This window comes from Streptosporangium sp. NPDC023825 (genome assembly GCF_040639575.1).
Lineage (GTDB): Bacteria > Actinomycetota > Actinomycetes > Streptosporangiales > Streptosporangiaceae > Streptosporangium.
Window position 1 is genome coordinate 13,431 of sequence record NZ_JBFAAE010000046.1, and the last position, 25,655, is coordinate 39,085.

Consider the following 25,655-nt stretch of genomic DNA (forward strand, 5'->3'; position numbering starts at 1 on the left):
TCTGGAAACTCTAGCAAACAATATGAACGATCGGTCGTTAATATTGTTCTCGCGCGATCCGGGCATCACGCGACCCGGGCATCGCACGACCTGGCTCTCGTGCGACATGGTTCTTTCGCGCTACCCGGCTCTTTCGCGCGGTCTGGTTCTTTCGCGCGGACTGGTTCTTTCGTACGACGTTGCTCTCTCGCGCGGTCTGGTTCTTTCGCGGGGCCCGGTTTTTCGTACGGGTCAAAGGGCCGGGTCACCTTCAGGGGCCGCGGTACCCGGGGCGCCGCGAACGGGCAGGCTCTCGGGAGCCCGCCCGTTCGCCGGTGGGTGTCCCGGTGGGTGTCAGTGCGCGGCCTCCTGCTCGGCCCGCGCCCGCCGGGGGAGCAGGAAGGCGGTCGCGAAGGTGACGGCGAGCAGGCCCACCTCGACCCAGATCGTCAGCAGCATCGCGTCCTCGAGGCTGCGGCCCTGCTTGACCAGGCCGAAGAAGAGCGTCCCGAGCGCCGCCGTGCCCAGGGCGCCGCCGAGCTGCTGGACGGCGGTCAGGGTGCCGGAGGCCGAACCGGACTCGTGGGGCTCCACCCCGGCCAGCACGATGTCGAAGAACGGCGCCATGATCAGGCTCATCCCGGCGCCGGTGAGCAGCAGGGCGGGGGCGAGCTGCCAGGGGGTGACGCCCGTGCCCGCGATGTTCAGGGTGAGGGCGACTCCCGTGACGCCCCCGGCCATCGCGACCGTGCCGATGTGGATCAGCCTGCGACCCACCTTCCGCGCCAGTCCCGAGGCGTTGACGAGGGCGAAGCCGACCAGGGTGCCGACGGCGTTCGGCAGGCCCGCGAGCCCCGCCTTCAGCGGGTCGTAGCCCAGGGCGATCTGGGTGTAGAGCCCGAACACCAGGGAGAAGCCGACCATCCCGGCGAAGAAGGCGAGACCGGTGATCAGGCCGCCGGTGAAGGATCGCTTGCGGAACAGGCTCATCACCACCAGCGGGTCGCCGCCCGCGCGCTCCTTGCGGGACTGGTGCAGGCAGAAGAGCGCGAAGACCGGGATCGAGGCGGCCATCAGGACGAAGGTCCACGCGGGCCAGTCGAGGTCTCGGCCCTGGACCAACGGGAAGATCAGCAGGAAGGAGGCGGCCGAGATGAGCCCGGTGCCGGTCAGGTCCAGGCGTGAGGCCTGCGAGGTCTTCGACGCGGGCAGGTAGCGGAGCGCGCCGAGGATGGCGATCAGGCCGACCGGCAGGTTGATCAGGAAGATCATGCGCCATCCGGTGCCGAAGAAGTCGCCGTCGACGAGCCAGCCCGCGAGGACGGGGCCCGCCACCGTGGACAGCGCCATGACCGGGCCGAACGCGCCGAACGCGGCGGCCAGCTCCCTGGGCGGGAACACCTCCTTGATGATGCCCAGGCCCTGCGGCACCATCACCGCCCCGGCCAGGCCCTGCAGCACCCGCGCGCCGATCAGCATCTCGGGGGAGGTGGCCAGGCCGCACAGCAGCGAGAACAGGGTGAAGCCGACGGCGCCGGCCACGAACATGCGCCTGCGCCCGTAGAGGTCGCCGAGGCGGCCCCCGGTGACGAGGCCGACGGCCATCGCCATGGTGTATCCGGCGCTGAGCCACTGGATCATGCTCGACGAGCCGCCCAGCTCCTTCTGGATGGACGGCGCCGCGATGATCGTGACCATGGCGTCCATCAGGTCCATCACCTCCGCGGCGAGGACCACGAAGAGGGCGGGCCAGCGCCACCGGTACGGCTCCGCGCCGGTGGGTGAGGAGCCGGTCTCGACCGTGTGTGTCATGGGGGATCCGATCTGGAGACTTCGATGACCGATGAACGGTGTTCGTTAGCTACGAACACTGTTTTACAAACGAACGGCGTTTACGTCAAGTACATCGTTCGCGATCGACGAACGCTGTTCGTAGAAAGTACGGTGTTCGCGATCGCGGTCCGCCGAGGTATAGGATCGGCGCGTGACCGAGATCCCCGTCCCGCCGTGGCGCAAGACCCGCAAGGTGAGCGCTCCGCGAACCGTCCTGAGCAGGGATCTCATCGTCGCCACCGGGCTGCGCGTCGTCGACGCCGAAGGGCTGGAGGCGCTGAGCATGCGCCGTGTCGCCCAGGAGCTCGGCACCGGTCCCGCCTCGCTCTACGCCCACGTGGCGAACAAGGAGGAGCTGCTCGACCTGATGTACGACGAGGTCGTGGGCGAGATCCACGTGCCCGAACCGGAGCCGGAGCGCTGGCTGGAGCAGCTCAGGGAGATGGTCCTCGACGCCTTCCGGGTGTTCAGCGCCCACGCGGACATCGCCAGGGTCGGCCTGGCCGGCATCCCGACCGGGCCCAACGCGCTGCGGGTGGCCGAAGGGCAGCTGGCCGTCATGCTCGCGGGCGGTGTGCCGCCCGGAGCCGCCGCCCTGATGATCGACCGCCTCGGTCTGTACGTCTGCTCGGACGCCTACGAGGGGTCCCTCTACGTCAACCGGCAGCGCGGCAGCGGCAAGGACCTGGCGAGCTTCCTGGGTGAGTTCTTCGGTCAGATCGCCGCGTTCTACCGCAGCCTGCCCGCCGACCGGTTCCCCAACATCGTCGCCCACGTCGACACTCTGATGGCCGCGAACGGCACCGAGCGGTTCGAGTTCGGGCTCGACCTGCTCCTGCGGGGCCTGGCCTCCCACGTCCAGGACGTCGGTCCTACGACCAAGGGCTGATCCGAAAGCCCGATGCGTGCCACCGCGCGCCGGCCGTACCGTCGATCCCATGACTACCGTGATGACCGACGAGCCTCCTGCCGGGATATTCGCCCGGAGTCACCGCGCCCTGACGGTCGGGATGGTGGCCCTCATCTCCCTGGCCGCCTTCGAGTACCTCGCGGTGGCCACCGCCATGCCGGTCGTGGCCGACGAGCTGGACGGTCACGCGCTGTACGGGCTGGCGTTCAGCGGGGCGCTCGCGGCCGGGGTGATCGCGACGGTGCTGGGCGGGTGGTGGGGCGACCGCGGGGGGCCGGTCGCGCCGCTCTGGACCGGGGTAGCGGTCTTCGCCGCCGGGCTGGTCGTCGCCGGGGTGGCGCCGACGATGGACGTGTTCGTCGCGGGCCGGTTCGTCCAGGGCTTCGGCGCGGGCATGTTGCAGGTCTCGATGTACGTGCTGGTCTCGCGGTCCTACCCGGCGGATCTTCACCCCCGGGTGTTCTCGATCTTCGCGACCGCCTGGGTGGTGCCCTCCATGGTGGGGCCCGCGATCACCGGCGTCGTGGTGGAGAACGCGGGCTGGCGCTGGGTCTTCATCGGAGTGACGGCGATCCTCCTCCCGGCGGCCCTGCTGCTCTGGCGCGGGCTGGCCTCCGCGCCGATGACAAAGCCGGAGCCGGTGCCGGTGCCCGTGCCGGAGTCGGTGTCGGAGCCGGAGTCGGGGGCGGTTCCGGGGATGACACCTGTGCAGGGGCCGGAGCGGCCGCCCGGCGCCCGGTCCTCGATCGCGCGCCGGCTGGGCTGGGCGCTGCTCGTCGCGGCCGGGGCGGCGCTCATGCAGTACGGCGCGTCGGCGCTCACGCAGTCCGGGGGCACGCACTCCGGTGGCACGGCGTCGGATGGCACGGCGTCGGGCGGCATGGCGTCCGCCACCGGGTTCGTCCTGCTCGCCGCGGGTCTGGCCATGCTGGTCGCGGCGCTGCCCCGGCTGCTCCCCCCGGGAACCCTGCGCGCGGCCCGCGGCCTGCCCTCGGTGATCTCCCTGCGCGGGATCGCGGCGGGCGCGGCCATCGGCGGCGAGGCGTTCCTGCCGCTGATGCTCAACGAGGAGCGCGGCCTGTCGCTGACCATGGCCGGGCTCACCCTGACCGGTGGTGCGCTGAGCTGGTCGTTCGCCTCGTGGGTGGTGGGCCGATGGCGGTTCGACCGGGTCCTGGTGCTGCGCTCGGGCTCGGTGCTGATCGCCGTGGGCCTCGCGCTGATGGGCCTGACGGTCTTCGGCGCCGTCCCGGTGGCCACCGCCTTCGTCGGCGAGATGGCCCTGGGACTCGGCATGGGCATCGTGTACCCGACCCTGTCGGTCCTCATCCTGGAGCTGTCGCCCCCGGGCGAGGAGGGGGAGAACAGCGCGTCGCTCGGTGTCGCCGAGTCGGTCTACACGGTCGTCGCGGTAGCGATCACCGGAGCGCTCCTCGCGGCCCTGGGCGCCTCCGCCGTCGTCTACGTGCTCTGCTTCGGGCTGACGGCGCTGATGGCGGCCACCGGAGTCCTGGTCGCCGGACGCGTCCTCCCCCGGAGCTGAGTTCTCCCCGTCCCTCCACTCCTCAAGCCCTCCGGACACCCGGACCCCCGTACCCTCCGAGCCGGAAAGGGCGGAAGCACCGGACCGGATTCCCCCCTCCGCGCCGGAGGTGTTCCCGGGCCACCGTGGCACCATGGGAAGAACACCGTTCTTCGCGGTGTTGAGGGGGGAGTCCCGCCTTCGGGCGGGATTCGCGTTTCCAGAGCCCGGGTCCTCCGAGCCTGGGAAGTCGTCGGAGCCCGGACTCGTCCGGGCTCGGAGAGGTCCAGGGGGGTCCATGCCGCGCGTCCGTGAGCTTGAGGTGTTCCGGCTGGTCCTGCCGTACGGCAGGCGGCCGGAGAGCATCCTCGTCCGGCTCACCGACTACGGCGGCATGACCGGATGGGGAGAGGTCGTCGACGCCGACCCCAAGACCTGGGTCGCGTTGGAGGAGGGGCTCGCCCAGGCGCTGATCGGCGTCGACTGGGAGCATCCCGACGAGCTGGGAGCCGTCCCCGGCGGGTCCGCCGCCGACATGGCCTGCTGGGACCTGTGGACGAAGATGCGCGGGGTGCCGCTGGCCCACGCGCTCGGCGGCACCCGCACCTCCCTCATGGCCACCGTCAGGATCGGTGCCGACCGCAACCTGGAGAGCCTGGTCGCGAGGGTGAACCGGCACGTCTGCGCCGGGTACGCCCACGTCACCCTGGACGTCCATCCCGGCTGGGACATCGAGCCGCTGCGCGCCGTCCGCAGGGCGTACCCCGCGCTGGGCATCGGCGTGGACGCCCGCGGCGCCTACACCGACGTCGACGCCCTCGAGGCGCTGGACGCCTACACGCTCTCCGTCATCGAACGCCCCTTCACCGGTCTCGCGAGTCTCGGTGACCACGCCGACCTGCAGGAGCGCGTCGCCGCCCCGGTGCTGCTCGAGGTCGCCTCGGCCGCCGAGCTGGACGAGGCGATCACCGCGAGGGCGGGCCGGGCGCTGCTGCTCCGTCCCGCGGCCCTGGGCTCCCTGCGCGAGGTGCGGCGGGTGCACGACCGCGCGGTACGCGCCGGATGGGAGATCGCCTGCGCCGGGGGCAAGGGCACCGGGCTGGCCCGCGCGGCCACCGTCGCCGCGGCCAGCCTGCCCGGCTGCGGCCTGCCCTGCGACGTGGCCGAGCCGCCGCGCAGCGCGCAGATCGTCGACCCGCCGGTCGGCGCCTCGGGCGGCGTGGTGGCGGTGCCGCTCACCCAGGCGGGCCTCGGCCACCGCATCGACGAGGACCGGGTCCGCCGCCTGTCGAAGGAGTCGTACTCGGTCTAGTGCCGCCGTGAGGAGTCGATCCGCGCCAAGGCCGACGAGCGAGGTCCACTGCCGGCGCACTCGGCCTCGGCCGACAGCCGGTCCCACGCTCGTGCCGCGAACTGGGGAGCGGGTCCCGGCGGACTGCCGTGGTGAGCCTTGATCGTCTGGAGATCATCCATCACAGCGCCTCCTCGCAGGGACCGATGATCTTGCGGAGTTTCTTACGGGCGCGGTCGGGACGTGAACCGGCTGTTCCCCGAGGTGTGCCGAGGGCGTCGGCCACCTCCTCGTGGCTGAGCTGAGCGCACGCGGCCGGCATCGGGACATCCCGGTCACCGTCCTCGCCGGGCGGCCCGGCGCCGTCATGACCGGCGGGACGTGACGGACACTTCCGGCCATCCGCATTCGAGGCCGGGGTCGTTTTCGAAATAGCCGGTAAGAGACCGGGAAGAAGCCCGCAAGAAAGGCGCCGGTCCGCGCGGGCGCCCGTCCCGGCCGCCCCTGGGGTCGTATTCTCGATAACCGATCGGCCTGAGCCCTCGCTGACCTGCGTGGACATCGCCGAGATACGCCTTCCGAGGCTTCCGGGGGACATCGGTTGTGCGAACAAAGCACCGTATCGGATTCGCAACAAATCGCCGTAGCACTCTTTGCCGGTCCCTGGATCTTGATTTTCCGGCCGCCGGATGGTGATCTGTCGTACGCAGGCGAAAAACGGGAGGCGCGAAATGAGTTCGGACGAGAACGATGTCAGGCCGGTTTCCGAGACGGAGGAGCCGGTTCACATTCGGAAAATCACCATCAGACGGCTCGACAAGATCGAGACGACGGGCGTGAATCAGTCCGAGGCCTGATCGCGGGTATTCGGCGGGCGGGAGGACGGACTCCCGCCCGTTTCTTCGCAAAGGAGCCGGTCATTGCTGCTGCCGCGGGTCAAGGACGGACATCGGCCTTTCAGGTTCGACGACGGCACACTACGCGTAGGCGGCGAGATCTACGGGATCGCGACCGAGATCACCGATCCGCAGGGCCTGGTGTGGACCACGCTGACGCTGATGGACGGCACCCGGACGACCGAGGACGTCGTGACGGGCGTTCGTGACTCCCTTCCCGGCGTGTCCCGGTCCGCGGCGCGCGAGATCGTGGACATGATGCTCGCCTCCGGCCACGTGGAGGACGCGGGCGCACGGGTTCCCGAGGAGCTCGGCGAGCGTGAACGCGCGCGGTACGACAGGAGCCGGGGTTTCTTCCAGCGTGTCGACCTCACCCCCCGCGAGCACGGCTGGGAGGCCCAGCTGCGCCTCAAGGGGGCGCGAGTGGTGGTGCTCGGCCTCGGCGGGACCGGAAGTCATGCCGCGTGGGCCCTCGCGACCTCGGGCGTCGGGCGACTCCACTGTGTCGACACCGACGTGGTGGAACTGTCGAACCTCAACCGGCAGGTCCTCTACACCGAGGCCGACGTCGGCCGGGCGAAGGCCGACGTCGCCGTGGCCGCGCTGCGAAGGGTGAACTCGGACATCGAGATCACGGGTGAGCGGCGCCGGATCGGCACCGAGAGCGCGTTCGAGTCCCTGCTCGGGGACTGTGACGTGCTGGCGCTCTGCGCGGACGAACCCCGGGGGCGGGGCATCAGGATCTGGGCGAACCGGGTGTGCGCCCGGGCCGGCGTGCCGTGGGTCGGCGGAGGTTACAACGGCCCGCTGGTCACCGTGGGCACGTTCACCCACCGGGACGGCGCCTGCTACGAGTGCCTGGCCGAGGGGGAGGCCCGGCGGCTCAGGCCGGGCCTGCCGGTGGACCTCGGAGGGCCCGGCGTGCTGGCCACGTCGGCGGGGATCTCCGGCCAGCTGGTGGCGCACGCCGTCATCTCGCTGATCACCGGCGTCCCGGAACCGGCGGCCGGGACGGTTGTCGGCATGAACCTGATCGCGCCCGACCAGCACGTGTGGATACGGCATCCGCCCCGGCCCGGCTGCCCGGTCTGCGGATCGGCCGCGTCGAGGGCCCCCGCGCGGGAGGCCCCGGCGTGAGGGGCACGCCGCCCCGTGAGGGGCCCGCCGCCCGCCTACGCCAGAGACCGGAGGAACACATCGCGCGGCTGGGAGTGCCTCCATGCCGCGGTCCACCACTCCTGGTATTCGGCGACCGCCTCGGAATCGGTCACGAGTTCGGCTCCGAGAAACTCACCGCGTTCACCGTGGTGGAGTGAGGCGACCGTTTCCGCGTCGAAAATCCAGAATTCTTTCTGCGGTATCCCGAGGTCCCGCATGGTGTCCCTGTGGAGATAGTGGATGTTCTCTCCCGCTTCGACGGTCGCGCGGGAGACGTTCAGGCCGAAGCGGCTGTAGTCCGAGAGCGGCGTCGAGACGACGCGCACCCTCTCAAGGCGTTTTCCCCGCGCGGTCAGGGTGCGTACCCGTTCCAGCCACACGCCGAGCCACGCGAAGTCGTCCGGTTCGCCGGCCAGGAATCTGCGTAGCGGCTCGGCCTCCTCCGCCGAGTGATAACTTTCCCTGGCCTCGATACGGCATGCGGTCTTTTCGAAGGCCAAGAAGAGCTGCCGGAATTCTTCGAGGTTCATCATGGAATTGGCTCGCTTCGCTGTGAGACCGTTGGAATGTTCATTCGACCACCGCCGCCCACGTTCCGCAAGACTGGTGATCAAGGAGGAGCCGGGCCGGTCATATGTCCGGTCGTCCGCGTGTTCTTTCCTCATGAGGGATGGTGACCGTTGACTTCGGCACGGGAAACGGAGACGCCGATCATGGCCGCCACCCGGGTCCGGCTGCACGATCTCGGGTCACGTCGTGACGGGGAGGAGTGGATCGTCGGCCGGGTGGACACCGGTGACTTCGCGGCCGTGCCGGACGAGGGGATGCGGGTGATCCGCCTCCTGCGGGAAGGCGCGACGGTGCGGGAGATCGAGCTCCGGCTCGGAGCCGGGCCGGACGTGCGCGGGTTCGTCCGGGCCCTGCTGGACATGGGGCTGGTGGCCTCCCTCGACGGCCGTCCCGTTCCCTCGGCCGAACCGGCGCCGTCCACCTTCCCCCGGCTGCGCTCCCGGCATGTGAGCTGGGCGCTGAGCCCGTCGTTGCACGTCGCCATGGCCTGTGTGGTGATCGCCGGAGTGGTCGCGGCCCTGCTGCGGCCCGAGGTGATACCGGGCTGGCGGGAACTGCTCTGGAGCGAACGGGGCATGCCCGTCCTCCTCGGCCAGATCGCGACGGGCTGGTCGTTGATCTTCCTGCACGAGCTGGCCCACCTGTTCACGGCGCGCGCCGCGGGGTTCCCGGGACGTGTCAAACTCGGTACCCGCCTGCAGTTCCTCGCCGCGCAGACGGACGTGTCGGGCGTCTGGCTGGCCGGGCGGCGGGTGCGCATGACCGTTTACCTGGCGGGGATGGCGCTGGACGCGACGATCTGCGCGGCGGGCCTCCTCACGATCGCCCTCGCGGGCGCCCGCCCGTTCCTCTCGGTCGTCGTGCTGACCACGATCACCATGCTGGCCATGCAGTTCCTGGCGTTCATGCGGACCGATCTCTACTTCGTCCTGCAGGACCTGACCCGCTGCCGCGACCTGTACGGCGACGCGGCCGCCTACGCGCGGCACCTCGCCCGGCGGGTCCTGCTGCGCGCGTCGGCCGACCCCCTGCGCCACCTGCCTCGCGCGGAGGCGCGCGGGGTGCGGGCCTACACCGTCCTGCTCGTCGTGGGAACGGTCCTGTGTCTCGGCGTGGCCGTCACCGTGACCCTGCCCGTCACCGTGGGGCTGCTCGCCGGCGCCCTCGGCACGCTCGCGGCTCCGGCCGATCCGGTCGCGACGGCCGATGCCGTGGTGGTGATCCTGGTCATCGTCACCTTCCAGGTCCTGTGGGGCCGGACCTGGTGGCGACGGCACAGGGGGCGCGTGCCGTGGGCGGGAAGACGGCGTGGCACCGTCCGGTGAGGCGGCGCCGTGGAGGTCAGCAGCCGTCCGTTATGCCCTTGGGAGCGCCGGGGTCCGGCGTCCGGGAACCGGCGGTGGCTCTGGGGGTGGCCTTCGGGGTGGCCTTGGGAGTGGCGCTGGGGGCCGCGGTGGCGGTGAGGGGGCGCCGGGTGACGGCCGAGGCGCGCAGGGCCTTGGCGGTGACCGTGCGGATCTTGCTCCAGTCGGGGTAGCCGGTGTTGATCAGCGGCGGGACGAACTGGACGCTGGTCACCTTCGCGTTCTTCACCTTCAGCGCCAGCGGGACCAGGTGCTCCAGCATCGGGCGCGGGATGTCGGTCCGCAGCAGTTCCTTGGTGGCCAGCGCGACCTGGTTGAACCGGGACAGCACGGTCGCCGGGTCCGACTGGGAGAGCAGGGCGCCCAGCACGCAGCGCTGGCGTCCCATCCGGGTGTAGTCGTCGCTGTTGGTGCGCGAGCGGGCGAACCACATCGCGTCGGCGCCGCGCAGCTTGCGGGTTCCGGCCTTGACCAGGCCCTCGTCGTACTTGCCGAAGACCACGTCCTGGGGAACCGTCAGCGTCACGCCGCCGATCGCGTCGATCAGCCGGGCGAAGCCCCACATGTTGACCAGGGCGTACCAGTCGATCTTCAGGCCCAGCGTGTAGCCGACCGTGTCGATGAGCGTCTTGGTGCCCTGGCCCTTGCGGCCCCCGAAGATCTCCGGGTGGGAGTCGGCGTACTCCCAGACCGCGAAGAGCAGGTCCTCGCGCGAGCCGTCGGGGTTGGCCGGGAGCCGGAAGCCCTCGGGGAAGCGCTTGGCCATGGGGGAGCCGGGGACGAAGCGGACGTTCTCCAGGTTGCGCGGCAGGCTGAGCAGCACGGTGTTGCCGGTCTTGACGTCCACGCTGGCCACGTTGATGCTGTCGGTCCGCACGCCCACCCGGTGGGTGTCGGCGTCGCCGCCGAGCAGCAGGATGTTCACCCGGTCGCGGCCCGCCCACGGGTCCTCCTCGCCGCCCCCGCCCCCGCCGTTCGCGGGGCGCGGGGTGGACGGGGCGCTGAAGACGTCGTTCAGTGCCGACTGCGAGACCGCCGCGTACTGCCCGACCAGGCCGAACGGCAGAAGTACGGCCACCGCGAGCGTTCCCGCCACTCCTCCGGCGAGCGCCTGTCCCGCGCCGGGCAGCGTGCCGGGGTTCATCACCACGAACGAGTGCACGATCAGCGCGAACCAGGCGACGCCGAGCACGAGGGAGGCGGCCACCGTGACGCCGGTCAGCTCGGAGGAGGCGACCAGCTGCCCGGCGAGGGAGGCGAGGTCGGAGGTGAGCCCGACCCAGAGCAGGGCCAGCAGCAGCGCCGTGTACGTGCACAGGAGCGCGAGTCCCGTCCTGCGCCATCCGGCGCGCAGGTGCGCGGCGCCCGGGGCGATGGCGGCCAGCGCCGTCCAGCCGATGACCGCACCGACGCCGGGCGGCTTTGATCTCTCCCGCAATTGCTCCCCGTTTCCTCGCGCTTGACCGCCGCAGGGAGATGGTAGGCGGGCGAAACCAGGTCGCGAGCGACAAGTCGGTGAACAACTCGGGAAGCTAATGCTCCTATATAGCGTCATTTCTACAGCAATAAGAATCGATCATGGTTTTCGGTGAGATCGAATCGCGGCGTCACCGCGGTGATCCTCGGCCGGCCGTGCCGGCTCGACGCCGTCGCGGATGTCGCGGATGTCGCGGATGTCGCGGCTTTTCCGGAGGAACGCCCTCGTGATGTCCCGTGCGGGACCTGCCGTCGCCTTTCCCCCGGAGGTCCCGTACGGGGTCCCCGTCGCTTTCCCGCGAGGCCCTCCGCTTCCTGGAGGGCTCTCCGTGATCTTCCTCGGGAGGTGCTCCGGCCTTCCCGGGAGGTCCGCCTGTAGTCGGACAATCAGTACGAACTACCCTGACCGTCATGCCCGACGTTCTCGGTCCCGACTACGAGCTCACGGTCCTGCCGATGGTCGACGACGACGAGGGTGCGGTGGTGGCCTCGCTGGTGCGGCGGCGTGCCGCCGAGCCCGCCCGCGGGGCCGTGCTCTACCTGCACGGCTTCACCGACTACTTCTTCCAAACCCACCTGGCCGACCACTTCGTCGCCAGGGGCTTCGACTTCTACGGGCTCGACCTGCGCAAGTACGGCCGCTCGCTGCTGCCGCACCAGACCCGCGGGTTCGTGCGCAGCCTCACCGAATACTTCCCGGAGGTCGACGAGGCGGTACGGATCATCCGCGAGCGCGACGGGCACGATCACGTCGTCCTCAACGCCCACTCCACCGGGGGCCTGATCGCCCCGCTGTGGGCCGACCGGGTCCGCGGCCGGGGACTGGTCCAGGCGCTGGTGCTCAACAGCCCCTTCCTCGACCTCAACGTCCCGGCCCCCGTGCGGGTCGCCGCGGACCTGCTGCGGGTGCAGCTGTCCAGGTTGCCCACCCGCGCGGTCCTGCCCATGGTGACCGCCACCGCGTACGGCACGAGCCTGCACCGCAGCCACCACGGCGAGTGGGACTTCGACCTGGAGTGGAAGCCCGTCGGCGGGTTCCCGGTGCACGCGGCCTGGATCGGGGCGGTCCGCCGGGCGCAGCGCAGGCTGCACGACGGCCTCCGGGTGGACGTGCCGGTGCTGGTGCTCTGCGCGGAGAAGGGCCTGCGGCTGCGCGCCTTCGCGCCGGAGGCGCAGGAGGCGGACGTCGTGCTCGACCCCCGGCGGATCGCCCGCTGGTCGACCAGCATCGGCTCGCACGTGACGTGCGTCCGCGTACCGGGTGGCATGCACGACCTGGTGCTGTCACCCGAGCCGGTCCGCAAGCGCGTCTTCGCCGAGATGGACCGCTGGCTCGACGGCCGCCCCTGACGGTCACGGGGACGTGACGCCGCCTTCGGCCGTCGTGGCCCGCGTCGCGGCCCGCCGGGAGACGCGGGGGGAGGAGGGGGCAGGGGACGCCGCGGCCCCACCGGTGGAAAACCCCGCCGGTGAAGCCCTACCAGGGAAACGAGAACAGGCCGTAGTAGGCCGCGGCCACCAGCAGCAGGCCGGTGCTGCCCAGCACCCCGGCCACCGCGAAGCTCTGCGGCCGGGAGGGCTCCCAGCCCTCCCGCAGGCCCGACACGACGGCCGCCACGCCCGTGACCTCCTGCAGCAGCATCAGCAGCGCCAGGATCCTGATGACCAGCCACCCGGCGAGCACCGCGGGCCACGCCCCGGCCTGGTTGACCGAGAACAGCACGAGCAGCGTGATGAACGCCACCACCGAGAAGAGCAGCCCGACCCCGGTCCACGCCATCCGGCGGAACCGCCGCCGGATCGGCGGCCAGATCAGGACGCCGGCCTCCGCGATCGCCGCCCGGCCGCGCAGCCGCGCGGCCATCTCCGCCACCGGCCCGACCACGTAACCGACCACGGCCAGGCAGAGCGTCAGGCCGATCACCGTACCCCCGGCGTACCAGGGAGCGGCCGGAACGTCGCTCGCCTCCAGGCGCTGGACCGGCGTGGCGCCGGCGATGTGCACCGGCGGCGTGGCCGTGCCCGGCAGGCCCAGCACCCAGTTGGCCAGCGTCCGCAGGTAGTCGGGGACGAGGGGGCCGCCGTGGAAGCGCATGCCGTGGTCGGCGCGGTCGAGGTAGCGGATCGTGTAGGCGTCGTTGCCGCCCTCGGCGAGCGCGCCGGTCAGCGCCTTGCTGCTCTCCACGAACGGGATCGAGGGATCGCGCGTGCCGTACAGGGCCAGGACCGGCTGCCGCAGCTCGCGCAGCGCGGGCAGGCCGTCGTAGCGCAGGAAGTCCGCGTCCACGGCGCCGATCGCGCGGATGAGCAGCTCGCGCACCCCGCTGGGCGCGTACAGCCGCTGGAGCTGCTCGCCCAGCGCCCACGTCACCTGCCGCATGGGGGAGACGTTGGGGGCCGACACCAGCACGGTGAACCCGACGGCGCCGCTCTCGTTGGCGGCGAGGGGCACCACCCAGCTCCCCTCGCTCACCCCCCACAGTCCCACCCTGGCCGGGTCGACGTCCTCGCGCGAGCGCAGCTCCTTCAGGACGCGCAGGGCGTCGCGGGCGAGGAGGCCGAAGTCGCGCTTCATGAAGTCGTAGCCCACGGTCCGCTTGTCGTAGACGAGGGTGACGATCCCGGCCTTGGCCAGCCACTCGGCCTGGGTGGTGAACTCACCCCTCACCCCGGGGCCCGCCCCCTGCACGAAGACCAGCGCCGGGTGCCGTCCCGGGGTCATCGGCGCGCGGATGGTCGCTCCCAGCAACGTGCCGTCCTCGGCCGTGACGGTGACGTCCTGCGTGGTGATCTGCCTGTTCGAGGGGACGTACCGGAGCTCGGACGGCGGCTGGGGAGGGAGGGTCTGGAAGACCGGATCGACGTGCAGAGGGGTCGGGTCGAACGGCGGCGGCAGGGTGTAGCCCACCGTCGCGAGAACCACCAGGATCAGGCCGGAGGCGACGCTCAGGACACCGCGGCCCACCTGGACACCGACGCGATCCCCGATGGTCACTCGCCTCCGTGATCGTCGTTGTTCCGGTATCGTTCCATCCGATCTTCAAGGTTCCGGTATCGTTCCATCCGATCTTCAAGCGTACTCACCACCGGAAGCCCCCACCAGAGCGGGGATTCGCGTGACGCGAGTGGCCACATTTGTCGCTGAGTCCTGTTAGCTTCGTGCGACATGCGGGTGTTGCACACATCGGACTGGCACCTGGGCCGCTCGTTCCACCGGGAGAGTCTCCTGGCCGCCCAGGGCGTCTTCGTCGACCACCTGATCGAGACGGTCAGGTCGGAGCGGATCGACGTGGTCGTGGTCTCCGGTGACGTCTACGACCGGGCGCTGCCCTCGGTCGACGCGGTCGACCTGTGCAACCAGGCGCTGCGCCGGCTCGTCGACGCCCGGGTGCGCACCGTGCTGATCAGCGGCAACCACGACTCGGCCCGCCGCCTCGGCTTCGGCGCCGACCTCATCGACGCGGCGGGCGTCCACCTGCGCACCGACCCGGAGCGGGTCGGCGAGCCGGTCGTCGTCGGCGACGTCGCCTTCTACGGCATCCCCTACCTGGAACCCGAGCTGGTACGCGTCCCCTGGGAGCTGTCCGAGCGCACCCACACCGCCGCGATCGAGCACGCGATGTCCCTGGTCCGCGCCGACCTCGGGCGGCGCGGACCCCGGTCGGTGGTCCTCGCCCACGCGTTCGTGACCGGGGGGCAGGGCAGCGACAGCGAGCGCGACATCAGCGTTGGAGGCGTCGCGCACGTCCCGGTGCGCGCCTTCGACGGCGTCGACTACGTGGCGCTCGGCCACCTGCACGGCCGCCAGCGGATGAGCGAGACCGCCCGCTACTCCGGCTCCCCGATCGCCTACTCCTTCTCCGAGAGCGGTCAGACGAAGGGTTCCTGGGTGGTCGACATCGGCCCCGGCGGCTACGAGGGCGCCGAGTTCGTCGAGGCCCCGGTGCCCCGGCCGGTCAGCCGCCTCACCGGCCGCATCGACGAGCTGCTGGCCGCGCCCGAGCACGCCCGTCACGAGGACCACTGGCTCCAGGTGACGCTCGTCGACCGGATCCGCCCCAAGGGCGCGATGGAGCGGCTCCGGTCCCGCTTCCCGCACACGCTCGCCCTGTCCTTCGAACCCGAGGGCGGGGTCCACGAGACCGTGACCCGCGCCAGGGCGGCCGGGCGCCCCGAGATCGACGTCGCCCTCGACTTCGTCCGCGAGGTGCGCGGCGAGGCCGCCGACCCCGCCGAGACCCGGCTGCTGCGGGAGGCCGTGGAGTTCTCCCGCATGAAGGAGGCGAAGGCGTAGATGCGCCCGCACCGTCTGTGGATCACCGCTTTCGGCTCCTTCCCCGGTGAGGAGCAGGTCGACTTCGACGCCCTCGCCGAGGCGGGGCTGTTCCTGATCCACGGCCCCACCGGCGCGGGCAAGACCACCGTGCTCGACGCGCTCTGCTACGCCCTGTACGGCAGGGTGCCCGGCAGGCGCGACAGCGCCAAGAGCCTGCGCTGCGACCACGCGCCCCCGGGCCGGGGGCCCAGCGTGGCACTGGAGGTCACGGTCAGGGGCCGCAGGCTGAAGATCACCCGATCGCCGGCCTGGCAGCGCCCCAAGCTCAGGGGCACCGGCACGACCAGGGAGAACGAGAAGGCCCTGCTCCAGGAGCTCGCGCCCTCCGGGGAGTGGGTGGGGCTGACGACCAGGGTCGACGAGGCGGGGGAGTTCGTCGGCACCCTGCTCGGCATGAACGCCGAGCAGTTCCTCCAGGTCGCGATGCTGCCCCAGGGGGACTTCGCCAAGTTCCTGCGCGCCGACGGCGAGGACCGCCGCAGGGTCCTGGAGCGCCTGTTCTCGGTGAAGATCTACGCCACCGCCGAGTCCTGGCTCGCCGAGCAGCGCACCGAGGCGTACCGCGAGCAGCAGACCCTGCGCAAGGAGGTCGACTTCGCCGTCAAGCGCCTGGAGGAGGCCGCGGGCCCGGCCCTCCTGACCGCGCTAGCCGGCCTCCCCGAGCCGCGGGTCTCCACGGAGGCCACGGAGCCGGGAGAGTCCGTGAGGATCGTGGAGCCCACGGAGTCCGTTGAGCCCACGGAGCCCACGGAGTCCGTGGAGTCCGCGCGGTCCGTGGAGGACGACCCGCTGGGGTGGGCCCAGGCGCTTGAGAACCTCGCGCGCCTGGAGGCCGCTCGGCTGGACGGGCAGGGAGCCGAGGGCGAGGCCGCCGTACGGCGGGCGCGCGAGAGCCTGGAACGCGGCGCGGCGCTGGCCGACCGGCGACGGCGTCACGCCGAGGCGCTGACCAGGAGCCGGGCGCTGGAGGAGACGGCCGAGGAGCGGGCCGACCTGGAGACCATCCTGGAGGAGGCGGCGGCCGCCGACCGGGTGCTGCCGCTGATCCAGGGCGCCGAGCAGCGCGCCGAGGCCGCGTCCAAGGCCCACCAGCTGGCCGCCGACGCCGTCGCCCGCGCCCTCCCCCTCCTCGGTGCCCCCCTCGGCCGGTGGGACGCCGTCCGCGGCCACACCGGCACCGCCCGCGACGGCGCCGGTACGGCAGGCGCGGCCCACGGCGACGACGCCCGTGACCACATGGGTGCCGGCGCCCATGGGGATGTCCGTGACCATGCGGGTGAAAACGCTTATGACGACGTCCGTGACCCTGCGGGTGCCGGCGCCCATGACGATGTCCGTGACCCCACGGATGTCGGTGCGGACCGCCGTCATGCCGTGCTCGGCCACCTGGCCGCGCTGGAGCGCGACCGCCAGAGTGAGATCACCCGCCTGGGCGAGCTGCGCGCGGAGGAGTCACGCCTGGCGGGAATCGTCCGGGAGCGGGAGAGGACCGCTCGCGAGATCGTCGAGCTGACCGCCGCTCAGGCAGAGGCCGACGCCCGCCTGGAGGCCCTCCCCGGTCTCCGCCGGGAGCTGGACGGACGTCTCACCGCCGCCCGCCTGGACGCGGCCCGCCTCCCCGCCGCCGAGTCGGCGGTGGAGGGCGCCGTCACCCGTCTCCGGGCGGCCGAGCACCGCGACCGCCTCGCCGCCGACCTGTCCGCCGCCCGCGCCGACCTCGCCGCCAGGCTGGCCGCCCTACCTCCGGAGGCGCGCGAGACCCCCGACCCCGACGAGACCCCCGACCCCGGGGAGATCCGCGAGACTCTCACCGCCCGGGAGAGGGAGCGCGGGCGGGAGCTGGCCGGGCTGGAGGGGCTGCGGGTCGAGGAGGCCCGGCTGGCCGAGCTCGACGGGCTGATCGCCGCGCTCGACGCCGAGCTCCCGGAGGTGGTCCGGCGGGAGGCCGAGGTCCGCGAGACCCTGCGGGGGCTGCCCGCCGCGTCGGCGGAGGCGTCCGCCCGGCTCGGTGAGGCCAGGGCCGCCGCGGCGGGGATCCCGGCGGCGCGGGCGAGCGCGGACACCGCCGCCGCGGTGCTCGCCGCGGCACGGCGCCGCGAGATACTCCGCGTCGAGCTGGAGTCCGCGCGCGCCGCGCAGACCGAGGCCACCGACCTCGCCCAGACGCTCCGCGACCGGCACCTGGACATCCGGCAGGCCAGGATCGACGGCATGGCCGCGGAACTCGCCGCCAAGCTCACCCCCGGCCACCCCTGCGCGGTCTGCGGCTCACCCGACCACCCCGCCCCCGCCGCCCCGGCCGACCAGGCGCCCACCGCCGACGACGAGCGCGCCGCCCAGGGCGCCTACGAGGCGGCCATGGAACGGCGCCAGGCCGCGGGGAACACCGTCACGACGCTGGTCTCCCGCCTCGACGAGGCGCTCGCCGTCGCGGGAGAGACGACCGGCGAGGAGGCGGGGGAGATCCTCGCCGAGACGGGCAGGAAGCTGGAGGCGCTGACCTCCGCCGCGAGTTCCGAGGAGGCCCTCGCCGCCGAGGTGGAGCGGATCGCCGCCGAGCTGGACGGCGCGAGGACCCGGGCGGCGGAGATCGCCCGGCGGCTCGCCGAGGGTCACGCCCGCCGTACGGGCTGGCAGGCCGAGCGCGAGCGCCTCACCGCCCGCCTGGACGGCGCCCGGGGCGCCGACCCCTCGGTGCGGGCCCGCCGCGAGCGCCTGGCACGGGAGGTCGCGCTCCTGTCCGCCGCGCTCGCCGCCGCGACCCGCGCCATCGAGGCCGCCGCGGCCCACCGCGAGGCGCGAGACCGGACCGACCTGGCCGTACGGGACGCCGCGGGCGAGCTCACCGAGGCGGAGCGGGCACTGGCCGCGCTCCGCGAGTCGGCGGGGGCCGAGCCGGTGCTGGCGGCCGAGGCCGGACGGATCGCCGCCGAGTCCGAGCGGCTCGGGCAGCGCTCGCGCGAGCTCGCCGTCGGGCTCGCCTCCCGCCGTACGAACGCCGAAAGGCTCGGTGCCGACGCCGAGCGGCTGGCCGCGCGCCTCGACGAGGCACGCGGCCAGGACCCGACACTGGCCGCCAGGCTGGACCGGCTGGCCGACGAGGCGGAGTTGCTGCGGGAGGCCGTCGAGGCGGTCAGGGACGAGCGGGTCACCGCCGCCGAGTTCGTGACGGCCCGCGACCGGGCGCTGGGCGCCGTCGTCGAGGCGGGATTCCTCGGGCTCGACGACGCCCGCGCCGCCGTCCGCTCCCCCGCCGAACGGGAGGAGAAGGCCGCCCGGCTCCGCGAGCTCGCTCAGGAGGGCGCCGCGGTCGCCGCGCTGCTCGCCGACCCCGAGCTGGTCGCCGCCGCGGCCGAGCCGGAACCCGACCTCGCGGGGCTGCGCGAGGCTCGGGACGCGGCCGACGCCGCCCACGCCCGCCTGCTGTCCGAGCGGGACCGGGGCGAGGCCCGCCTGGCCCGGCTGGCCGCGCTCCGCACCGAGCTGGCCGCCTGCCTGCGACGCTGGGAGCCCGCCGACGAACGGCACCGGCTGACCGAACGGCTCGCCACCCTGACCGGCGGCAACTCCACCGACAACCGGTGGAAGATGCGGCTGTCGTCCTACGTGCTCGGCGAGCGCCTCGGCCAGGTGGTCGAGTCGGCCAACGAGCGGCTCGACCACATGTCGGGCGGACGCTATCTCCTGGAGCACAACCGCGACCGCTCCGCCGGAGACCGGAGCAGGTCCGGCGGCGGCCTCGGCCTGCACATCCTGGACAGCTGGACCGGCGTGGGCCGTGACCCGGCGACCCTCTCCGGCGGCGAGAGCTTCATCACCTCGCTCGCCCTCGCCCTCGGCCTGGCCGACGTGGTCACGGCCGAGGCCGGGGGAGCGGACATCGGCACGCTCTTCGTCGACGAGGGCTTCGGCACCCTGGACGAGGACACCCTCGACGGGGTGCTCGACATCCTCGACGGCCTGCGCGACGGCGGCCGGGCGGTCGGCATCGTCAGCCACGTCGCCGAGCTGCGCACCCGGGTGCCGGCGCAGTTGCACATCCGCAAGGAGCGCCGGGGTTCGACCGTCCGTCAATGACCTGTTCGCAGGTCAGCGACACGCCGGTGGTTTCACGGCCATTACCGCGAGGACCCTCTATTCTCGGCTACAGCGAGATCGTCATTCGGGCGGCGCGTGACTGCGAGACGGTCTTCGGACGGGGCGCGGGCCGCGACGGGCAGAGACGCCGCGCGTGACAGGGGAGAGGGCGGCCGGTACGCACCCGGTCGCGCCCCTGTGCCGTCTCGGCCTTCGGCCTGGATCCCCGATCCGGTGACGACCGTCAACGGCACGCCCGCCCGGTCGTGGCAGCGCGGCGGGGCATGGCCGATCCGCGCCGATCCGCGGCGGCACGGTTCGCCGGACGGCTCTCACGAGTCGGCGTTTTGAGCCGCCGTGACCTCGGAGGTAGAGGAGAGGGACGTATGAGGAGCCTCATCTGGGCCGGGCCGCGCCACGCCGGAAGATACCGGCCGGCAGGGCCCACGGCGGCGGGCCCGGCGTCGTCTCCCGCCGTGAGCGTGCTCCTGGCCTGCCTCCTGGCCGTTCTCCTGATCGTGCTCCCGGCCGGGCGGTCCGGCGCGGGTGCGGCGGATCCGCCGGTGGCTCTCGGCGCGGCCGGGAGTTTCGCCGTCCTGGCCGGCGACTCCGTGGTCAACACCGGCGCCAGCATCATCACCGGTGACCTCGGGGTGACCCCGGGCATGACGGTGTCCGGTTTTCCGCCCGGGGACGTGACAGGGACGATCCACGTGAACGACGCCGCCGCCGTCCAGGCTCAGAGTGACTTCGCTCTCGCCTACAGCGACGTCGCCTCCCGCACTCCCACCGCCACCGTGCCCACCGACCTCGGCGCCACCACGCTGACGCCGGGGGTCTACAGCTCGCTCTCGGGCACCTTCAGCAACACCGGCGACCTCACCCTGGACGCCCAGGGGGACCCGGACGCGATCTTCATCTTCCAGGCCGCCTCCACCCTGCTGACCGCGGGCGCCAGCACGGTGACCCTCACCGGCGGCGCCCAGGCGCGCAACGTCTTCTGGCAGGTCGGCACCTCGGCCACGCTGGGAGCCGCCTCCACCCTTTCCGGCACCATCCTCGCGCTGGCCTCGATCACCGCCGGCGCCGGCATGGTCGTCGACGGGCGCTTCCTGGCCCGCGACGGCACCGTCACCCTCGACAGCGACATCATCACCCGCCCCGCCGGCACCCTGTCCATCAGCGCGCCCCAGAACGCGAACCTGGGTTCCGCGAAACCGGGCGCCGAGGTTTCGGCCCCGCTCGGCGCGGTCACCGTGACCGACACCCGCTACGCCTCCGACGCCGCCTGGACCGCGACCGTCAGCTCGACGACCTTCACCACCGGTGGCGCCACCCCTTCCGAGACCATCGCGAAAAGCCTCATCGACTACGCGCCCGGCGCGGCCACGGCCACGACCGGGGTCGCGGAGTTCACCCCCGGCACCTCAGGCGGCCTCGGCTCCGCGCGCACCGCCTTCTCCGCCTCCGAGGGCACGGGCGAGAACTCCGCCACCTGGAACCCGACGATCACCGTGACCCTGCCCGTCGGCGTCCGCGTCGGCACCTACACCGCCACCATCACCCACTCGGTCACCTGAGCCTCGGCCACCTCGCCGTGTCCGGCCCCCCGGCCCGGCTGTCCCGGAACACCGAACGCGTCCGACGCACGCGGGCTCGGCGAGCCGTCCGGCCGCCGAGCCCGCGTTCTCCGGATGTGAACCCGTTCTGCGGATGTGAACCCGGCGGTCAGGGGGTACGGCGCAGAGGTGGGCGGCGGGCCCAGGTGGCCCAGCGCCAGAGCCATTCCAGCGGGCCCTGGCGGTAGCGGCGCAGCCAGAGCGAGGACACCAGCCACTGGGGGACGAGAACGGCCCCGGCGATCAGGAGCACCGTCGCCTCGGACCAGCCGTCCGGCGGGCCGCCGACGAGGCGGGCGGCCACCAGGACGAGGACCGTGGCGGACAGGTAGTTGGTCAGCGCCATCCGGCCCAGCGGCACGAAAACCCTCTGCAGCGCCGGACGGAGCGGCGTTCTGAGCAGGAGCAACAGGGCGCACACGTAGACGCCCGCCATCAGCAACCCGGCGAGGCCGAACCAGGAGTTGAAGTACGGGTCGCCCGCCCGCGTTCCGACCTGCAGCCACACGGCGGGCACCGCCCCCGCCGCGAAGAGCAGGCCCAGCGCGGCCGGAACCCGGACGGAACGCTCCATCCGGTCGATCACCCCGTACCGGGTGAGTGCCGAACCCAGCAGGAACAGCCCGGGCACCAGCGGCACACCGTTGCTGTCGAGGACCAGCGGCGTCGCGACGAGGACGGCGGCGAGCCCCGCGACGGCCCGGCGCGGCAACCAGGTCGAGGGCAGCAGCACCACCAGGCCGACGACGGCGTAGACGGTCAGGATGTCGCCCCGCCACAGCAGGAGCATGTGAGCCAGGCCCACGGCGAGCAGGACCAGGAGCCGACGCGCCAGGAGCACCCGCGGGCGCGGGGCGTGGCGTCCCGCGGACTCCAGCAGCAGCGAGAAACCGACGCCGAACAGCAGGGAGAAGATCGGGAAGAAACGCTGGTCGACGAAGAGCCCCAACCCCAGCCAGGTCTCGTCCCGGCTCTCCACCACCACGGACCTCGTGACCTCGGTGGCGTAGATCATGTGGGCGATCGGCTTGACGTTGGCCAGCAGGATCCCGCACAGGGCGAACCCGCGCAGCACGTCGAGCGCGGCGACACGCGGCCGGCCGGAGAAGGTCGTCGCGGGGTGTCCCGGCGCGGTGGCCTCCGGCGACGGGGGAAGCGTTTCATGTGGCATGGGACCTCATCCTGCGGACTCCGGCCCGCTCCCACATCGGCGGAAAGCAGGGAGGGAACAGTACTTTCGGCCGGTACGGGCCGGTGGGACGCCTCCCCTAGCCTGGAGGCCGTGGGTGTTCCCGATCGGTTCAGGGTGACGGCCGGCGCCGGGCTCGGCGCCGTGTTCGCGGTGGCCGTGGCCTTCCAGGCGTACCAGGTCGCCGGCAGCTGGGGCGCCGGGTACTGGCCGTTCGGCGCGGCGGTCGCCGCCTGGGTGTGCGCGCTCGCCCTGGCGCGCCGCCGCGACCCGCTGTGGACCGCTGTCGCCGGCCTGGCCGTGGCCGCGCTCGCCGTCCTCGTCACCCGCCTCGTCCACCTGCCCGCCGAACCCAGCCCCGCCGCGTCCCTGGGGGCGGCGGTGCTCGTCGGCTCCGCGGTCAGGACGCTGCCCGCCCGCACGGCCTGCGCCGTGGCCGGCGCGGGACTGGCCGTGGTGGCGGGCGGCCTTCTCGCCAACCCCGGCTCGGCCGTGCCGGTGGTGAGCGGCCTGCTCTGGCTCACCGCCCTGGCGGCGGGGGGCGGCCTCCGGCTGCTCGCCGCCCACCGCCGTACCGTCGCCGAGCGGATACGACGTGCCGAGCGCCTCGATCTGGCCAGGGAGCTGCACGACGTCGTCGCACATCACATCACCAGCATCGTGCTCCAGGCCCAGGCCGCCCAGCTCGTCACCGCCAAGCACCCGGAGAGGACGGCCGGCTCCCTCGCCGGCATCGAGACCGCGGGCTCGGAGGCCCTGGCCGCCACCCGCCGCGTGGTCGGCCTCCTGCGTGACGCCGCTCCCGCCGCCGAAGGCCACGAACGGCTCGGCGAGCTGATCGAGGACTTCGAGAGCCACGGCCGCCGGGCGCACCTGCGGCTGGACGCCGAGCCGTCCGGCTGGCCGCCCCAGGTGAGCAGCACCGTGTACCGGGTCGTGCGGGAGGCGCTGACCAACGTCTCCCGGCACGCCCCGCACGCCCGCGAGGTCACCGTCGGCATCACCCAGCACGAGGGGGCCGTCACGGTCGAGGTCGAGGACGACGCCCCGCGGCCGCCCGCCCGCCGCTACCGCCGCGCGGGGTACGGCCTCATCGGAATGCGCGAACGCCTCGAAGCCCTCGGCGGCACCCTGACCGCCGGCCCTCGCCCCGGCTCCGGCTGGTCCGTCCGCGCCACCGTCCCCACCGGCGAGCACCGATGAGACGGCCTGTGCCTACCGGAGAACACCGATGAGACCCCCTGCGCCCGTCACGGAGCTCCGATGCCGGATGGCGCGGCCCCTGCCCGTCAGGGGGCGCCGATGACCATCCGGGTGCTTCTGGCCGACGACCAGGCGATGGTCCGGGCCAGCCTGCGGATCATTCTCGAAGACCAGCCCGACATCACCGTGGTCGCCGAGGCGGGCGACGGCGTCGAGGCGATCGAGCAGGCCCACCGGACGCGCCCGGACGTGTGCCTGGTGGACATCCAGATGCCCCGCCTCGACGGGATCGAGGTCGCCCGCGCGCTGGCCGGAGCCCCGCCCAGGGTGGTCATGGTCACCACGTTCGACCTGGACGAGTACGTCTACGGCGCGCTGCGCTGCGGCGCGGCCGGATTCGTGCTGAAGGACGCGGGTCCCCGCCTGCTGGTCGAGGCCGTGCGGGCCGCGTACACGGGAGACGCGCTCATCTCACCGTCCATCACGCTGCGGCTGCTGCGCCACCTCGCCGACCGCGGCACCCGGACAGGGACCCGCGTGCCGGCACAGCCCCTGACCGCGCGGGAGACCGAGATCGTCCAGGCGATCGGCAGGGGACGCACCAACCAGGAGATCGCCGACGAGCTGTTCATCTCGCTGAGCACGGTCAAGGGGCATGTGTCGGGCATCACGGCCAAGCTCGGCGTACGCAACCGGGTCGAGATCGTGGCCTGGGTCTGGGAGAGCCGAGGCCGGGGCTGGCCGCCTCCGGAGGACGATCCGGTAACCGGTAGGCATCGGATGTGGTGATATCAGTGACATACAGCATCAATCATCGGGTAGGCATGCCCAATGTCTTCTTTGCGCTACGAAGGGTGGCTGCTGGCCGGGCGTTACCGTCTCCTGGCCGGACTGGGCAGAGGCGGCACGGCGACGGTGTGGCGCGCCCATGACGACCTCCTCGACCGTGAGGTCGCGGTCAAGGAGGTCGAGCTCCCCGATCACCTGGCCGGGCCGGAGCGCGAGGTCCTGCTGGAACGCACCATGCGGGAGGCGCGCCTCGCCGCGCGGCTGCACCACCCCAACATCGCCGCGGTGTACGACGTGGTGCGGGCCGACGACTCCCTGTGGATCGTGATGCAGCTCGTGCGCTCGCGCAACCTCGCCGAGGTGGTCGCCGAGGAGGGGCCCATGCCCGCGACCACTCTCGCGCGCGTCGGGCTGGACGTGCTGTCGGCGCTGGAGGCCGCCCACGCGGCCGGAGTCATGCACCGCGACGTCAAACCCGCGAACATCCTGCTCACCGAGGAGGGGCAGGCCATCCTGACCGACTTCGGGCTGGCCGCCGCCGTCGACGAGGACGTGTCCCTCACCAGGACGGGGATGGTCGTGGGCACGCCCGCCTACATCGCCCCCGAGCGCGCCGGTGGCGTCGCGTCGAGCGTGGAAAGCGACATGTGGTCCTTCGGGGCCACCCTGTACGCCGCCGCCGAGGGCCGCTCCGCGTTCGGACGCAGCACCGCGCTGGCCACCCTCGCCGCCGTGCTGACGGCCGATCCCGAACCGTTCCGGCACGCCGGACCCCTGGCGCCCGTCATCGCCGGCCTGCTCGACAAGGACCCCGCCCGGCGCACCGGCGCCGCCCGTGCCCGGAAACAGCTGGAGGACGTGACCACGCTGTGGGAACGGGACGCGGACGTCACCGCGGCGCCCTTCCTCGCCGCCCGCGTCGTGGCGTCGGCCGCGGACCAGCGGTCCACCGGGCCTGTCGAGGCCGGCCGCTCCGCGGCGCACCACCTTCGTGAGGAGGCCGGGCCCACCTCGGCACCCCGGCGGATGATCGGGCGCCGGCGCCTGTCGGCGGGTGTCGCGGCTCTGGCCGCCGGCGTCGTCGCCGCCGCGGCCCTCACCGCCGGAGGGCACGGTGGCGAGTCCGGCCGGCCGGAGCGGGTCGCCCCTTCCGGGACCGCTCCTGTCACGGCGCCACAGAACACCCGTACCCCCGAGACGCGGCAGGTGATCGACGACGAGTACCCCACCGCCGCGCCTCGCCGCGACGGGCGGGCCGACGTCGCCCCCAGGGCGGCGACCACCGGATCCCCCGGGGCCGGCACGTCCGGGACCGCCGCGAAGGAGCCCGATCCCAACTCCGGCAAGAACAAGGACAAGGGCAAGCCGGCGCGGCACGGCAACGGCCCGGGGAACGGCCAGGGCAACGGCAACGGCCAGGGCAACGGCAAAAATCATTGAGGG

General features: G+C 72.7%; 18 protein-coding genes. 12 read left to right on the forward strand and 6 right to left on the reverse strand.

The genetic code is table 11. The features are described 5' to 3' along the window. Positions 1-333: 333 nt before the first annotated feature. Positions 334-1,791 (reverse strand): MFS transporter, encoded by a 1,458-nt coding sequence (locus AB0G15_RS30680; RefSeq protein WP_362846445.1) that lies wholly within the window; start codon positions 1,789-1,791, stop codon positions 334-336. Between the two features lie 172 nt (positions 1,792-1,963). Here AB0G15_RS30680 and AB0G15_RS30685 point away from each other — a divergent pair, with 172 nt between their 5' ends. From AB0G15_RS30685 to AB0G15_RS30695, 3 genes are all read left to right on the forward strand, one after another. Then, positions 1,964-2,701, forward strand: a complete 738-nt coding sequence (locus tag AB0G15_RS30685) for a TetR/AcrR family transcriptional regulator (protein WP_362846447.1) — start codon at positions 1,964-1,966, stop codon at positions 2,699-2,701. A gap of 49 nt (positions 2,702-2,750) precedes the next feature. Next, complete coding sequence (locus AB0G15_RS30690; RefSeq protein ID WP_362846449.1) at positions 2,751-4,265, forward strand: MFS transporter; 1,515 nt, start codon at positions 2,751-2,753, stop codon at positions 4,263-4,265. A gap of 277 nt (positions 4,266-4,542) precedes the next feature. Continuing rightward, positions 4,543-5,556 carry an enolase C-terminal domain-like protein gene (locus AB0G15_RS30695; RefSeq protein ID WP_362846451.1) on the forward strand — a complete coding sequence of 338 codons (1,014 nt, stop codon included), beginning with the start codon at positions 4,543-4,545 and terminating at the stop codon, positions 5,554-5,556. Positions 5,557-5,716: 160 nt separating this feature from the next. On the opposite strand, the gene AB0G15_RS30700 is transcribed toward AB0G15_RS30695, so the two are convergent. Then, entirely contained in the window at positions 5,717-5,857 is a 141-nt protein-coding gene (locus AB0G15_RS30700; RefSeq protein WP_362846453.1) for a sigma factor-like helix-turn-helix DNA-binding protein, read from the reverse strand. A gap of 598 nt (positions 5,858-6,455) precedes the next feature. Here AB0G15_RS30700 and AB0G15_RS30705 point away from each other — a divergent pair. Beyond that, positions 6,456-7,568 (forward strand): ThiF family adenylyltransferase, encoded by a 1,113-nt coding sequence (locus AB0G15_RS30705; RefSeq protein WP_362846455.1) that lies wholly within the window; start codon positions 6,456-6,458, stop codon positions 7,566-7,568. A gap of 35 nt (positions 7,569-7,603) precedes the next feature. Here the strand turns inward: AB0G15_RS30705 and AB0G15_RS30710 are convergent, their stop codons facing one another. After that, positions 7,604-8,122: a DUF6879 family protein gene (locus AB0G15_RS30710; protein ID WP_362846457.1), complete on the reverse strand. Its 519-nt coding sequence runs from the start codon at positions 8,120-8,122 to the stop codon at positions 7,604-7,606. Positions 8,123-8,302: 180 nt separating this feature from the next. On the opposite strand from AB0G15_RS30710, the gene AB0G15_RS30715 reads away from it, so the two are divergent. Beyond that, positions 8,303-9,484, forward strand: coding sequence for a hypothetical protein (locus tag AB0G15_RS30715; RefSeq protein WP_362846459.1), 1,182 nt, complete (start codon positions 8,303-8,305; stop codon positions 9,482-9,484). 16 nt (positions 9,485-9,500) lie between these two features. Here AB0G15_RS30715 and AB0G15_RS30720 read toward each other — a convergent pair whose 3' ends face one another. Then, the gene (locus AB0G15_RS30720; protein WP_362846461.1) at positions 9,501-10,961 is read right to left on the reverse strand and encodes an LCP family protein; all 1,461 of its coding nucleotides are present in this window, start codon (positions 10,959-10,961) and stop codon (positions 9,501-9,503) included. Between the two features lie 449 nt (positions 10,962-11,410). Here AB0G15_RS30720 and AB0G15_RS30725 point away from each other — a divergent pair, with 449 nt between their 5' ends. Beyond that, the gene (locus AB0G15_RS30725) at positions 11,411-12,349 is read left to right on the forward strand and encodes an alpha/beta hydrolase (RefSeq protein WP_362846463.1); all 939 of its coding nucleotides are present in this window, start codon (positions 11,411-11,413) and stop codon (positions 12,347-12,349) included. A gap of 127 nt (positions 12,350-12,476) precedes the next feature. Here the strand turns inward: AB0G15_RS30725 and AB0G15_RS30730 are convergent, their stop codons facing one another. Beyond that, positions 12,477-13,994: a prolyl oligopeptidase family serine peptidase gene (locus AB0G15_RS30730; RefSeq protein ID WP_362846465.1), complete on the reverse strand. Its 1,518-nt coding sequence runs from the start codon at positions 13,992-13,994 to the stop codon at positions 12,477-12,479. A 171-nt stretch (positions 13,995-14,165) separates the two neighbouring features. On the opposite strand from AB0G15_RS30730, the gene AB0G15_RS30735 reads away from it, so the two are divergent. The 3 genes from AB0G15_RS30735 to AB0G15_RS30745 all read left to right on the forward strand — a co-directional run bounded on the left by AB0G15_RS30735 (position 14,166) and on the right by AB0G15_RS30745 (position 20,992). Continuing rightward, the gene (locus tag AB0G15_RS30735) at positions 14,166-15,293 is read left to right on the forward strand and encodes an exonuclease SbcCD subunit D (protein ID WP_362846467.1); all 1,128 of its coding nucleotides are present in this window, start codon (positions 14,166-14,168) and stop codon (positions 15,291-15,293) included. Further along, the gene (locus AB0G15_RS30740; protein WP_362846469.1) at positions 15,294-19,412 is read left to right on the forward strand and encodes an SMC family ATPase; all 4,119 of its coding nucleotides are present in this window, start codon (positions 15,294-15,296) and stop codon (positions 19,410-19,412) included. It begins immediately after the preceding gene. 476 nt (positions 19,413-19,888) lie between these two features. After that, the gene (locus tag AB0G15_RS30745) at positions 19,889-20,992 is read left to right on the forward strand and encodes an ice-binding family protein (RefSeq protein WP_362846471.1); all 1,104 of its coding nucleotides are present in this window, start codon (positions 19,889-19,891) and stop codon (positions 20,990-20,992) included. 148 nt (positions 20,993-21,140) lie between these two features. On the opposite strand, the gene AB0G15_RS30750 is transcribed toward AB0G15_RS30745, so the two are convergent. Then, on the reverse strand, positions 21,141-22,202 hold the full coding sequence (locus AB0G15_RS30750) for a DUF418 domain-containing protein (RefSeq protein ID WP_362846473.1): 1,062 nt from the start codon (positions 22,200-22,202) through the stop codon (positions 21,141-21,143). A gap of 111 nt (positions 22,203-22,313) precedes the next feature. Here AB0G15_RS30750 and AB0G15_RS30755 point away from each other — a divergent pair, with 111 nt between their 5' ends. The 3 genes from AB0G15_RS30755 (at position 22,314) to AB0G15_RS30765 (ending at position 25,652) form a co-directional block, all read left to right on the forward strand. After that, positions 22,314-23,423: a sensor histidine kinase gene (locus AB0G15_RS30755; protein WP_362846475.1), complete on the forward strand. Its 1,110-nt coding sequence runs from the start codon at positions 22,314-22,316 to the stop codon at positions 23,421-23,423. A gap of 99 nt (positions 23,424-23,522) precedes the next feature. Next, a complete protein-coding gene (locus AB0G15_RS30760; RefSeq protein ID WP_362846477.1) occupies positions 23,523-24,212 on the forward strand; it encodes a response regulator transcription factor in 690 nt (229 codons plus the stop codon). A 42-nt stretch (positions 24,213-24,254) separates the two neighbouring features. Next, the gene (locus AB0G15_RS30765) at positions 24,255-25,652 is read left to right on the forward strand and encodes a serine/threonine-protein kinase (protein WP_362846479.1); all 1,398 of its coding nucleotides are present in this window, start codon (positions 24,255-24,257) and stop codon (positions 25,650-25,652) included. Positions 25,653-25,655: the final 3 nt, after the last annotated feature.

Excerpts from the sequence above, each read along its gene's own strand:
- AB0G15_RS30750 (WP_362846473.1), bottom strand. The coding sequence starts at position 22,202 with ATGCCACATGAAACGCTTCCCCCGTCGCCGGAGGCCACCGCGCCGGGA.
- AB0G15_RS30715 (WP_362846459.1), top strand. The coding sequence starts at position 8,303 with ATGGCCGCCACCCGGGTCCGGCTGCACGATCTCGGGTCACGTCGTGAC.
- AB0G15_RS30710 (WP_362846457.1), bottom strand. The coding sequence starts at position 8,122 with ATGATGAACCTCGAAGAATTCCGGCAGCTCTTCTTGGCCTTCGAAAAG.
- AB0G15_RS30695 (WP_362846451.1), top strand. The coding sequence starts at position 4,543 with ATGCCGCGCGTCCGTGAGCTTGAGGTGTTCCGGCTGGTCCTGCCGTAC.
- AB0G15_RS30760 (WP_362846477.1), top strand. The coding sequence starts at position 23,523 with ATGACCATCCGGGTGCTTCTGGCCGACGACCAGGCGATGGTCCGGGCC.
- AB0G15_RS30740 (WP_362846469.1), top strand. The coding sequence starts at position 15,294 with ATGCGCCCGCACCGTCTGTGGATCACCGCTTTCGGCTCCTTCCCCGGT.
- AB0G15_RS30735 (WP_362846467.1), top strand. The coding sequence starts at position 14,166 with ATGCGGGTGTTGCACACATCGGACTGGCACCTGGGCCGCTCGTTCCAC.
- AB0G15_RS30725 (WP_362846463.1), top strand. The coding sequence starts at position 11,411 with ATGCCCGACGTTCTCGGTCCCGACTACGAGCTCACGGTCCTGCCGATG.
- AB0G15_RS30690 (WP_362846449.1), top strand. The coding sequence starts at position 2,751 with ATGACTACCGTGATGACCGACGAGCCTCCTGCCGGGATATTCGCCCGG.
- AB0G15_RS30700 (WP_362846453.1), bottom strand. The coding sequence starts at position 5,857 with ATGCCGGCCGCGTGCGCTCAGCTCAGCCACGAGGAGGTGGCCGACGCC.
- AB0G15_RS30680 (WP_362846445.1), bottom strand. The coding sequence starts at position 1,791 with ATGACACACACGGTCGAGACCGGCTCCTCACCCACCGGCGCGGAGCCG.
- AB0G15_RS30765 (WP_362846479.1), top strand. The coding sequence starts at position 24,255 with ATGTCTTCTTTGCGCTACGAAGGGTGGCTGCTGGCCGGGCGTTACCGT.